The sequence below is a fragment of the Azohydromonas aeria genome, from assembly GCF_009760915.1.
In the GTDB taxonomy this organism is placed as follows: Bacteria; Pseudomonadota; Gammaproteobacteria; order Burkholderiales; family Burkholderiaceae_C; genus Azohydromonas; species Azohydromonas aeria.
Genome location: NZ_VIDQ01000068.1, coordinates 29,677 through 41,150, shown reverse-complemented (window position 1 = coordinate 41,150; position 11,474 = coordinate 29,677). Strand labels below are relative to the sequence as shown.

Annotated in this window: 10 protein-coding genes and 2 pseudogenes; 7 read left to right on the top strand and 5 right to left on the bottom strand. The window is 72.8% G+C overall.

The features are described from left to right. On the top strand, positions 1-643 hold a 643-nt coding region (locus FJ694_RS28015; RefSeq protein ID WP_157270834.1), incomplete at its 5' end, for an IS5 family transposase. Positions 644-805: 162 nt separating this feature from the next. Here the strand turns inward: FJ694_RS28015 and FJ694_RS28010 are convergent. After that, positions 806-937, bottom strand: a pseudogene (locus tag FJ694_RS28010) (protocatechuate 3,4-dioxygenase); the annotation flags it as partial. Between the two features lie 29 nt (positions 938-966). After that, positions 967-1,298, bottom strand: a pseudogene (locus FJ694_RS28005) (protocatechuate 4,5-dioxygenase subunit alpha). Positions 1,299-1,422: 124 nt separating this feature from the next. Between FJ694_RS28005 and FJ694_RS28000 the strand changes: the two are divergent. Continuing rightward, positions 1,423-2,442: a LysR family transcriptional regulator gene (locus FJ694_RS28000; protein WP_157270833.1), complete on the top strand. Its 1,020-nt coding sequence runs from the start codon at positions 1,423-1,425 to the stop codon at positions 2,440-2,442. Here the strand turns inward: FJ694_RS28000 and FJ694_RS27995 are convergent. Together FJ694_RS27995 and FJ694_RS27990 are read right to left on the bottom strand one after the other, a co-directional pair. After that, positions 2,357-3,001, bottom strand: coding sequence for a M23 family metallopeptidase (locus FJ694_RS27995; protein WP_157270832.1), 645 nt, complete (start codon positions 2,999-3,001; stop codon positions 2,357-2,359). The genes FJ694_RS28000 and FJ694_RS27995 overlap by 86 nt on opposite strands. 5 nt (positions 3,002-3,006) lie before the next feature. Beyond that, on the bottom strand, positions 3,007-4,035 hold the full coding sequence (locus FJ694_RS27990) for a L,D-transpeptidase family protein (protein ID WP_157270831.1): 1,029 nt from the start codon (positions 4,033-4,035) through the stop codon (positions 3,007-3,009). A gap of 96 nt (positions 4,036-4,131) precedes the next feature. Between FJ694_RS27990 and FJ694_RS27985 the strand changes: the two genes are divergently transcribed. Beyond that, a complete protein-coding gene (locus tag FJ694_RS27985; protein WP_157270830.1) occupies positions 4,132-4,659 on the top strand; it encodes a hypothetical protein in 528 nt (175 codons plus the stop codon). A 39-nt stretch (positions 4,660-4,698) separates the two neighbouring features. Here FJ694_RS27985 and FJ694_RS27980 read toward each other — a convergent pair whose 3' ends face one another. Continuing rightward, on the bottom strand, positions 4,699-5,142 hold the full coding sequence (locus FJ694_RS27980; protein WP_157270829.1) for a BLUF domain-containing protein: 444 nt from the start codon (positions 5,140-5,142) through the stop codon (positions 4,699-4,701). A 355-nt stretch (positions 5,143-5,497) separates the two neighbouring features. Here FJ694_RS27980 and FJ694_RS27975 point away from each other — a divergent pair, with 355 nt between their 5' ends. The 4 genes from FJ694_RS27975 to FJ694_RS27960 all read left to right on the top strand — a co-directional run bounded on the left by FJ694_RS27975 (position 5,498) and on the right by FJ694_RS27960 (position 11,474). Further along, positions 5,498-7,474 (top strand): acyltransferase family protein, encoded by a 1,977-nt coding sequence (locus tag FJ694_RS27975; RefSeq protein WP_157270828.1) that lies wholly within the window; start codon positions 5,498-5,500, stop codon positions 7,472-7,474. Between the two features lie 87 nt (positions 7,475-7,561). Then, positions 7,562-8,266, top strand: coding sequence for a 2Fe-2S iron-sulfur cluster-binding protein (locus tag FJ694_RS27970; RefSeq protein WP_157270827.1), 705 nt, complete (start codon positions 7,562-7,564; stop codon positions 8,264-8,266). Continuing rightward, positions 8,263-9,258 carry an FAD binding domain-containing protein gene (locus tag FJ694_RS27965; protein ID WP_157270826.1) on the top strand — a complete coding sequence of 332 codons (996 nt, stop codon included), beginning with the start codon at positions 8,263-8,265 and terminating at the stop codon, positions 9,256-9,258. Before FJ694_RS27970 ends, FJ694_RS27965 begins: the two co-directional genes overlap by 4 nt. After that, complete coding sequence (locus FJ694_RS27960; RefSeq protein WP_157270825.1) at positions 9,255-11,474, top strand: xanthine dehydrogenase family protein molybdopterin-binding subunit; 2,220 nt, start codon at positions 9,255-9,257, stop codon at positions 11,472-11,474. Before FJ694_RS27965 ends, FJ694_RS27960 begins: the two co-directional genes overlap by 4 nt.

Genomic DNA, 11,474 nt, shown 5'->3' with positions numbered 1-11,474 from the left:
GGACCTGCCTGCGGAGATGGGCGTGTGCGGCATGACGTGCTGGCGACGCCTGCGCGACTGGCAAGCCGTGGGCGTATGGCAGAGGCTGCACGCGGAGTTGCTGGCGCGGCTGCGAGGTGCCGATCGCATCAACTGGGAGCGAGCCGTCATCGACTCGTCGTCGGTGCGCGCCGTTCACGCTGGCGACCATACCGGACCCAGCCCCGTGGACAGGAGGAAAAAAGGCAGCAAGCACCATGTCCTTACGGACGCGCAAGGCGTGCCGCTGGCTTCGAGCGTCACGAGCGCCAACCGCCACGACTCCACGCAACTGCGCAAGCTGGTGCAGTCCGTGCCGCCAGTGCGTGGCAAGCGCGGACGCCCGCGCAGACGCCCCAAGGCGCTGCTGGGCGACCGGGCCTACGATGCCGAGCCGCACAGGCGTTGGCTGCGCCTGTTGCACATCCGACCGTTCATCGCTCGGCGCCGCACGCCTCATGGCTCTGGGTTGGGCAAGGAACGTTGGGTAGTGGAGCGCACGATCGCTTGGCTGCATCAAATGCGCCGACTGCGTACGCGCTTCGAGCGCCGGGCCGACATCCACCAAGCCTTCCTCACGCTGGGCTGCGCGCTCATCTGCTGGCATCACCTGCAGCCGTCGTAGTTCAAAAGGTTAGAGCCACTTAGAAACTCTCATAGTGAACGGACACACCTTCACAACCGGGCCTCTTGCTGACCTGCTCTCAAACGCCTTGGCAAGTTGATGGGTCCCATGATGGGTAGCAGTGTTTCACGGGCGATTTTTCATAGACAAGAATGGCGGACGCACCCACTGCTGCACCGGCACGTAGCCGTCGAAGAAGGGCTTCCAGTACGGGTCCTGCTGCAGCCCGCGAGCGATGGCGCGGCCGATGGCCGGGACGTGCGAGGTGGTGATGCCACCGATGATCTTTGCCATGGGGAGGTCTCCTGCGTCGGTGGTGGCGTTCAGCGGGCAGCGTCGAGCAGCTTCTGCTGGAACTGCGCGCGGGTCAGGCCGGTCTGCTGCGCGCCGATGTCCTGCATGTCCAGGCCCAGGATGCCGGCGAACTTGGCCAGGTAGTAGGCGTTGCCGCCGGCCGCGTGCGGCTGCGGATGGCCTTGCGCTGCGGCGCGGTCAGGCCGTATTTCGCGCAGTAGGCGTCCTCGTCGGCGACGAAGGCCTGGCGGTTCGCTTCCTCGTTGAACTAGAAGCACATCTTGTTGAGGGCGCAGCCCTTCATCGCCTGGGCGCCGTCGAAGATGACGGTGCCGGGAATGGGCTTCTTGAGTTCGCTCATGGCCATGTCTCCTGAAAAGCTTGTGAGCTCTTGCGGCAGGTCAAGTCCGGTGCGTGGGCCCGGACCGGTTTCCAGTGTGTCCGGGCCGATCATTGAGAAAAGCCGGGCCTGACTCATTGGACTCATGAGCCGTTTCGATCATCTGGACCTCGACGGCCACCTGCTGGCGCTGCTGCTGGCGGTGTACGAGGAGGGCTCCGTCACGCGCGCGGCACAGCGCCTGGGCGTGACACAGTCGGCGGTGAGCCACCTGCTGGAGAAGCTGCGCGCCATCGCCGGCGACCCGCTGTTCGTGCGCAGCGGGCGGGGTATCCAGCCCACGGCGCGCGCCGAGGTGCCGGCCGCGCGCGCCCGTGTCCTGCTGGAGGATTTTCGAAGCTTCACCACCGCCGGCGGGTTCGATGCGGCCCGGCTCGATGCGACCGTGACGATCGCCGCCAACGATTTGCAACGCGACCTGCTCCTGCCTGCGCTGCTGCGCCGGCTGCGCGCGCAGGCGCCGAACCTGAAGCTGCGGGTGATCCACTCGGGCGTGCCCACGGCCGAGATGCTGCGCGACGGGCAGTGCCAGCTCGTCATCTCGCCGCGCCCGCCGGACGCCGCCGACGTGGTGCAGAAGCGGCTCTTCGAAGACTCGTACGCCGTGTTCTACGACCCGCGCGAGCGCGCAGCGCCCGCGTCGCTGCAGGAGTACCTGGCAGCCGAGCACGTCACGGTGGTGTACGAGCCGCGCCGGGCGCTGGACTTCGACCGCTGGCTCGATGCTCAACCGCTGGCGCCACGGCGCATCGCCGCCAGCGTGCCCAGCTTCGCGGCGGTGTCGGCCTTCGTGCAGGGCGGCCCGCTGCTGGCGACGCTGCCCTCGCTGCTGCGCGTGCACCAGCTGCGCGACCTGGCCTGCGCGCCGCTGCCGCTGGACTGCCCGGCCATGCCGATGTACCTGGTCTGGCACGTGAGGCACCAGGCGGAGCCGGTGCACGTCTGGCTGCGGCGCGAGGTGGAGGCGCTGGTGCCCCGGGTGCTGCAGGCCGCGACTCCCGACGCGGCCGGACCCGCGTTCAGGGCCGCCCGGGCCCCGGCGTCAGCACCGGATACGGATTCACCGCCTCCCCCCGCCACCACTGCTGCTCGGGCCGCAGCCTGAAGATGGCGAAGTGCAGGTGCGGCGCATCGGGGCTGGCGTTGCCGGTGCTGCCAACGAAGCCGATGACCTGGCCGCGCTGGAGCGCCATGCCTTCCCGGATGCCTTCGGCATAGCGGTCCAGGTGCGCGTAGTAGTAGGCCCAGCGCCCGCTCGGGTCGAACTGGTAGACCGTCAGCCCGCCCGGGACGCTGGTGAACAGCTTCACCAGCTGGCCGTCCTCCACCGCCAGCACCGGCGTGCCGTGCGGCGCCGGGATGTCGATGGCATCGTGCGGACGCGCGCCGGCGTCGCGGGCTTCCTTGAAGGTGTCGCGCAGCGCCGCCGGCGCCACGCCCTCGACCGGCACCAGCAGCCGCCGCGCCGCGAGTTCGGCCAGCTCCTCGGCCGTGGCCGGCGCGATGCTGGCCGGCGCGGACGCCGCGCCCTCGGCGGCCCAGGCGGTCGCCGGCTGCCCGGCGGGCAGCAGCAGCACCGCCAGGCCCCACCCGGCCCCGAGTGCGAGGCCCGGCACGGCCGGCCGCAGCGCGCGCCGCCAGCCCGGTACGGGAACCGGCGCCATGGCGGCTACTCCTGCACTTCCACCGTGATGCCCGGCTGGACCAGCGAGGCCAGGCGCTGCACGTCCCAGTTGGTCAGGTGCACGCAGCCGTTGGTGGTGTGGCGACCCAGCTTCGAAGGCTCCGGCGTGCCGTGGATGCCCCAGTGCGGCTTGCTCAGGCCCATCCAGACCACGCCCACCGGGTTGTTGGGCCCGGCCGGCACCTCGGCCTTGACGTGGTGCTCCTTCGACTCGCGGATGCGCGCCGGGTCGTACCAGAAGGTGGGGTTGTCCACCTCGTTGGCGATCTTGAACTTGCCGTTCTCCAGCGGGTCGAGCTTGCCGCCCAGGCTGATCGGGAAGGCCGCCGCCACCGCGCCGTCCTCGCGCAGCGCGTAGAGCACGCTGTCGGACTTGTCGATGCGCAGCGCCGCGGGCGGCGCCGGCTTCTGGCTGCCCGTGCCCACGTCGGCCACCACCAGCCGCTCGCCGGCCACGAATCTCGCCCGCGGATTGAGCTGCTGGAGCAGCTTCGGGCTCATGTGGAACTTCTCGGCCAGCGCCTCCAGCGCCGACCGGTAGCCCAGCCGCTGCAGCTTGCTGCGCTCCATCATGTCCTCGGGAATGGGCGTGAAGGGCCCGGCCACGTCCTGCTCGCCGAGCGTGTGCACCCCCAGCACCGGCGCGGCGCCCTCGCGCAGCGCGCTCCAGGTGGCGGGGTTGAGCTGCCCGTCGGCCGGCTGCAGGCCGCGCGCGAGCTGGAACGCGGTCACGGCGCGGCGCATGTTGGCGCCGTAGACGCCGTCGATCTCGCCCACCGGGAACCAGGCGCGATCGAGCATCACCTGCGCGCGCACCACGGCCGGGCCGCGCGCGCCGGGCGCAAGCGAGGGCGGATCGGCGGCGGGGTCGTTGTGGCGGGCGAGCAAGGTATCGGGGTCCGCCGGCTGCGGCGCCTGGGCCGCCTTGGGAGCGGCCGCGGCCGGCAACGGGGACAGGGCAAGGGCGCCGAGGGCCAGCACGAAGGGCGGCAGGAAGGCGGAGCAGCAGCTCATGGCGGTACGGATCGGTGATCGCGGGAATGACATCTGCCCGTCCGGCAAGTGACGGGCCGCCATCGCCCGGAACGGCCTGCCCCGCAACCCTGCCCCATGCGCCCTCGCCTGCCGCTCCTGTACGCCCTGCTTGCGGCTGCCGCCGTGGCGGCCCAGTCCCAGCCTCGGGACGCGCTGGAGTCCGCCGAGTGCCGCCAGGCGCTCGCCGCGCTGCGCCTGCAGGAGCAGGCCGCCGTGGCCGAGGCCGAACGCGGCGCGGGGCCGGTGGCGCGCGACACCCTGGCGCAGCGCCTGGCGCCAGCGCGCCAGCGTGCCGCCCGCGCCTGCCTGCAGGGCCGCGCCGACGCGCCGCCGCCGGCGCCCGGCCGCTTCGTCACGCCGCCGCTGACCGTGCCGCCGGTGGCGATGCCCGCGCCGCTGCCGGCGCCGCCCAGCGTGCTGCCGATGCCCGCGACGCCGCTGCCGCCGGCGCTGCCCCGGCCGGCGCCGCCGGCGTCCATCACCTCCTGCGACGCCCTGGGCTGCTGGGCCAGCGACGGCACGCGGCTGCAGCGCGCCGGGCCGAACCTGCTGGGGCCGCGCGGCTTCTGCAGCGCGCCGGGCGGGGTGCTGAGCTGTCCCTGAGTCCGGGTCCGAGCCCGGGCCCGGGCCCGGCAAGCCTGCTCAATGCATGTCGCCTTCGTCGCGCACCAGCGCCCTGAACGCATCGAGCAGCCGCGCCGGGTCGCCGCGGTCCAGGGCCAGGAAGGCCTGCACCGCGTCGGCGTCGGCCCAGCCGCCCCACCAGCGCTGGAACAGCGGTGCCTGGGCGTCGGCGCCGTGCAGCAGCACCTGCACCTCGGTATGGCGCGGGTCGGCCTCGATGCGCCGCGCCAGCGCGTCCACCACCTCGGCCGGGCCTTCGAGCAGCTGCAGGAAATGCTCGCCATCGAAGAGCAGCGCGCCGCTGAGGCCGAGCTGTCGGTTGCGCTCGCGTGCCTGCGTCAGCAGCGCGCCGACCACCGTCGCGGGCTGCCCCGGCGCCAGCCGGCTGGCATAGAGAAAGCGGCAGATGCTGCGGCCGGCGCAGTCCACGCCATCGCGCAGTTCGTCGGAGGTGTCGTTCACGGCAGTGGCTCCGCAGGCGTTGAGGATGTGAGCGCAGCATGACCGGCACGGTTCCATTCCGCCCCGGGACAGTCCCGGGGCATTCCGCGCTCCCGCCCGCGCCGGACGGTTTGCAGGCGAGGTCGCCACGCCCTGCCGCCGTCGTTCTCAATGTTTCAAATACCCTCTTGACTTTGGCGCTCGATATATCCGGCCGCCTTGCTTACATCAATGAACAAGAAATTCCGCCCAAGCGGGCGTTGAAAACCAGGCGCCGGCCTTTCAGCATCGATGTTCCGCGCGCGTGTGGCGCCCGCCCCAACGGTTTCCGGCGGAGGCGATTTTTGAGTTGTTGGAATATCGAGCAGGAAAGCGCATGAAACTGGAGCACCGAGCGGATATCGACGGCCTGCGGGCCCTGGCCGTGTTGCCGGTGGTGTTCCACCATGCACGGCTGCCCGGCATGCCGGGCGGCTTCGTGGGCGTGGACGTGTTCTTCGTCATCAGCGGCTTCCTCATCACCGGCATCATCCTCAAGGAGTTGCAGGCCGGGCGCTTCACGCTGGCGGGCTTCTACGAGCGGCGCATCCGCCGCATCGTGCCGGCCCTGTTCGTGATGATCCTGGCCACGCTGCTGCTGCTGCCGCTGGTGAGTTTGCCGCCGCAAATGCAGGAAACCTCGGCATCGGCGCTGGCCGCGATTTTCTCGGTATCGAATATCTGGTTCTGGCAGCAAAGCGGATACTTCGCGCCAGCGGTGCAGCACATGCCGCTGCTGCACACCTGGTCGCTGGGCGTGGAGGAGCAGTTCTATTTGCTTTTCCCGCTGCTGCTGATGCTGTGCTGGCGCCGGCAATGGCCGCTGCGCCGGATATTGCTTCTGGGCCTGGTGCCGCTGCTGGCGCTGGGCGTGGGCCTGTCGTACTGGAAGACCAGCGCCGCCTTCTACCTGCTGCCCGCGCGCGCCTGGGAGCTGGGCCTGGGTGCGGTGCTGGCCTGCGGCGCGGTGCCGGCGCTGCGCCCGGGCGCAACGCGCACGGCCACCGCCTCGCTGGGGCTGGCGCTGGTCGTCGGCGCGGTGCTGTTCCTGGACGAGGGCATGGTGTTTCCCGGCTGGGTGGCGCTGCTGCCCTGCGTGGGCACGGCGCTGCTGCTGCATGCCGCGCCGGGCACCTGGGTCGGCCGGCTGCTGTCGCTGCGGCCGCTGGTCTTCGTCGGGCTGATCTCCTACTCGCTGTACCTGTGGCACTGGCCGGTGCTGTCGCTGGCCAGCATCCACGCCGCGAGCCTGGCGTTGGACATGCCCCGGGCGCTGGCGGCGGTGGCGCTGTCCTTCGTGCTGGCGGTGCTGAGCTGGAAGTACGTGGAGCTTCCTTTCCGCAACCGCACGGCCCTGCCCGGGCGGCGCGTGGCGCAGGTGCTGGCGCCGACGCTGGCGGCGGTGGCGGGGCTGTCGGTGTTCGGGGTGCTCAGCGGCGGGCTGCCGCAGCGGCTCAATCCGGAGGCCTCGCAGCTGCTGTCGGCGGCGGGCGACATCGACCCGATCCGCGGCCGCTGCAGCCGCTTCGCCGGCGCCGGGCGCGGCGCGGAGTGCCGCTTCGGCCCCGAGGGCCGGCCGGTGAGCTATGCCATCGTCGGCGACTCGCACGCCGCGGCGCTGCGCGGCGCGTTCCAGCACGTCGCGCCCTTCGACACGCAGGCCGGCACGCTGTGGTGGTACCGCGCCTGCCCGTTCCTGGTCGGGGCGCGCCGCGTCACCGGCACCGATTTCTCGCCCTGCGCCGCCTTCAAGCAGCGCGCGCTGGCCGCGCTCCAGGCCTCGCCGGAGATCACCGACGTGATCCTGGCCGGGCGCTGGGGCCCGTCGCTGACCGGGCACGGGCTGGAGATCGGCGGTGCGCACCGCAACTACTTCGCCGACGACCAGACCACGGCGCTGTCGGCCGAGGAGAACGAGCGAGTCTTCGAGCGCGCCGTGGCGCGCACGGTGGACACGCTCACCGCGCTGGGCAAGCGCGTGGTCATCCTCGGCGGCGTGCAGGAGCCCGGCTTCGACGTGCCGCGCCTGCTGGCGCTGGCCTCCTTCAACGGCCGCCCGGAGGCCACCGTGGTCAGCCGCGACAAGGTCATGCAGAGCCAGCGCCGCGCCGACGAGATCTTCAAGCGCATCGCCGCGACGCGGCCCGGGGTGCGCTACGTGCCGGTCTGGGACGTGTTCTGCGACAAGGACTGCGCGCTCATGGCCGACGGCGTGCCGCTCTACTACGACGACGACCACATCACCTTCCGCGCCGCCTCGACCCTCATGGCCTCGGCGATCGAGGCGCGGCTCAGGGGCGAAGACGCGCGCTGAAGGCGCGCCGGCGCACGTTCCGCGGCACACCGGTTGCCGCCTGGGCCCATTCCCGGGATTCCCGGGCTCATTCCAGGCAGGTTCCCGATGTCGAACGCGGATGACAACCCTTCGGTGCCGGCGCGGCGCCGCTTCCTGCAATCGGCCGGCGCGCTGGCCGGCACGCCGCTGGTGGCGTCGGGCACGGCCGCGGCGGCGCCCGCGCCGGCCGGCGCGGCCACGCCTGCCGACGCCTTCCCCGCCGTGCCGCCGGCGCGGCTGTCGCTGCGCGTCAACGGCGAGCGCCACGAGCTCATGGTCGAGCCGCGCGTGACGCTGCTGGACGCGCTGCGCGAGCACCTGGACCTCACCGGCACCAAGAAGGGTTGCGACCGCGGCCAGTGCGGCGCCTGCACGGTGCTGGTCAACGGCCGGCGCATCAATGCCTGCCTGACGCTGGCGCTGGCGCACGAGGGCGACGAGGTCACGACCATCGAGGGCCTGGGCACGCCCGAGAAGCTGCATCCGCTGCAGGCGGCCTTCGTCAGCCACGACGCCTTCCAGTGCGGCTACTGCACGCCGGGGCAGATCTGCTCGGCCGCGGCACTGCTGGAGGAGGCGCGCCGCGGCGACGCCAGCGCCGCCACGCCCGACGTGCGCCGGCCGGTGGCCGGGCCCTTGAGCGACGACGAGGTGCGCGAGCGCATGAGCGGCAACCTGTGCCGCTGCGGCGCGTACGTGAACATCGTGCAGGCGGTGCAGTCGGTGGCGAAGGCCGCGCCGGCGGCGCCGCGACGCGGGAGCGGCACGTGAACCCGGTCGCCTACCAGCGCGCCGGCAGCGTCGAGGAGGCGTTGCGGCTGGCGCAGGCGCCGGGCGCGGCCTTCCTGGGCGGCGGCACGAACCTGATCGACCTGATGAAGGGCGGCATCGCCACGCCGCGGCTGCTGGTGGACGTGAGCCGGCTGCCGCCGCTGGCCGGCATCAGCGAGCTGCCCGCGGGCGGCTTGCGCATCGGCGCGGCGGCGCTCAACAGCGACGTGGCGAACCACCCGCTGGTGCGCAGCCGCTATCCGCTGCTGTCGCAGGCGCTGCTGGCCGGGGCCTCGCCGCAGCTGCGCAACATGGCCACCGTCGGCGGCAACCTGCTGCAGCGCACGCGCTGCCCCTACTTCTACGACCCCGCCTTCGAGCGCTGCAACAAGCGCCAGCCCGGCAGCGGCTGCGACGCGAAGGAGGGCTTCAACCGCATGCACGCCATCCTGGGCGCGAGCGAGGCCTGCATCGCCGTGCACCCGTCCGACATGTGCGTGGCGCTGGCGGCGCTGCGCGCCGTGGTGCGCGTGCAGGGCGCGCGCGGCGAGCGCGCCATCGCCTTCGCCGATTTCCATCGCCTGCCCGGCGATGCGCCGCAGCGCGACACGGTGCTGGCGCCGGGCGAGCTGATTACGGCGGTGGACCTGCCGGCCGAGGCCGCGGGCCTGGCTGGGCATGCGCACTACCTGAAGCTGCGCGACCGCGCCAGCTATGCCTTCGCGCTGGTGTCGGTGGCCGCCGCGCTGGACATCCGCGACGGCGTGGTGCGCGACGCGGCGCTGGCGCTGGGCGGCGTGGCCCACAAGCCCTGGCGCGTGCCGCAGGCGGAGGATCTGCTCGTCGGCAAGCCGCTGAGCGCCGACACGATGCAGGCCGCCGCGCAGGCGCTGCTGCAGGGCGCGCGGGCGCAGGCGCACAACGGTTTCAAGGTGGAACTGGCGCGGCGCAGCGTGCTGCGCGCGCTGGGCACGGCGGGAGGCCTGGCATGAGCAGCGAGAGCATCGGCAAGCCACTGGACCGGGTGGACGGTCCGCTGAAAGTCTGCGGCCGCGCCCGCTACACCGGCGACGAGACGCTGCCGCGCATGGCGCACGCGGTGCTGGTGCAGGCCACGGTGCCGGCCGGGCGCGTGGCGCGCATCGACGCCGGCGCGGCGCAGCGCGCGCCGGGCGTGGTGCTGGTGCTGACGCACCTGAATGCCTTGAGGCTGCCGCAGGGCGGGCGCGCGGCGGCGAAGCCGCCGCAGGGGCGCGTGCTGTCGCTGTTGCAGGACGACCGCGTGCACTACAACGGCCAGCCCGTGGCGGTGGTGGTGGCCGAGACGCCGCAGCAGGCCGAAGGCGCGGCGCAGCTGCTGCGCATCGAGTACGAGCGCGCGGGCGCGGCGCTGGACTTCGCGGCCGCGCGCGCGGGCGCCTACTCGCCCGGCAAGATCCAGGAAAACCCGGCCGACTCGCGCCGCGGCGACCCGGCCGCGGCGCTGGCAGCCGCGCCGCGGCGCCAGGCGCTGGCCTACGCCACCGGCCACCAGCACCACAACCCCATGGAGCCGCATGCCACGCTGGCGGCCTGGGAGGGCGAGCGGCTGACGGTGTTCGATTCCACCCAGTACCCGGCCGGTGCGCGGCGCACGCTGGCCGCGACCTTCGGGCTGCCGGTGGAGAGCGTGCGGGTGCGCTGCGCCTTCGTGGGCGGCGCCTTCGGCGGCAAGGGCGCGCCCTGGTCGCACGTGGCGCTGGCGGCGATGGCGGCGCGCCAGGCCGCGCGCCCGGTGCGGCTGGTGCTGCAGCGGCCGCAGCTGTTCGGCCCGGTGGGCGGGCGCCCGCGCACCGAGCAGCGCGTGCTGCTGGGCGCCGACGAGGGCGGACGGCTGACGGCGGTGGAGCACCACAGCGTCTCCAACACCTCGATGCTGGAGGACTGGACCGAGTCCTGCGCCCTGGTCACGCGCATGCTCTACGCCTGCCCGAATGTGACCACCACGCACCGGCTGGTGAAGCTGAACCTGGGCACGCCGACCTTCCAGCGCGCGCCGGGCGAGGCCACGGGCAGCTTCGCGCTGGAGTGCGCGCTCGACGAGCTGGCCGTGGCGCTGAACCTCGACCCGATCGAGCTGCGCCTGCGCAACCACGCCGACCGCGACCCGGAGCGCAACGTCCCCTTCTCCAGCAAGTCCCTGCGCGAGTGCTACCGCGCGGGTGCCGAGCGCTTCGGCTGGGCGCGGCGCTCCGCGCAGCCGGGGGCGCTGCGGCAAGGCAACTGGCTCGTCGGCCTGGGCATGGCCAGCAGCACGCGCCCGGCCAAGCGCAGTCCCGCCGCGGCACGGGTGCGGCTGCTGCCCGACGGCAGCGCGGTGGTGCAGTCCAGCACCGAGGACCTGGGCACAGGCACCTACACCGTGATGGCGCAGATCGCCGCCGACGCGCTGGGCTACGCGGTCTCGCGCGTGCGCTTCGAGCTGGGCGACACGCAGCTGCCGGAAGCGCCGATCGCCGCGGGCTCGATGACGGTGGAGAGCGTGGGTTCGGCCGTGCACGCGGCCTGCCTGGCGGCGCGGCAGCGCCTCGTCCAGCTGGCCTGCGACGACGCGGCCTCGCCGCTGGCCGGCGCGGCGCCGCAGCGCGTGCGTGTGGAGGACGGCTGGCTGCGGCTCGACGGCGGCGACGCGCGCCAGCGCGACAGCGCCGCGGCGCTGATCGCACGGCACGGCGGCCAGCCGCTGGAGGTGACGCTGGACAGCAGGCCCGGGCCGGAGGAGAAGCAGTTCTCCATGCATGCCTTCGGCGCGGTGTTCGCCGAGGTCTGGGTGGACCGCGAGCTGGGCCTGCTGCGCGTGCCGCGGCTGACCGGCGCCTACGGCGTGGGCCGGGTCATGAATGCCAAGACCGCGCACAGCCAGCTCATGGGCGGCATCGTGTGGGGGCTGAGCCAGGCGCTGATGGAGGAGTCGGTGCCCGACGGCCGCTACGGGCGCATCGTCAATGCCAACCTGGCCGACTACCACGTACCGGTGAATGCCGACGTGGGCGCGATCGACATCGTGGTGGTGCCCGAGCGCGACGAGCAGGTCAACGCGCTCAGGGCCAAGGGACTGGGCGAGGTGTCGATGACCGGCGTGGCGGCGGCCATCGCCAACGCGGTCTACAACGCGACGGGCAAGAGGATCCGGGAGTTGCCGGTCACGCTGGACAAGGTCATGGCCTGA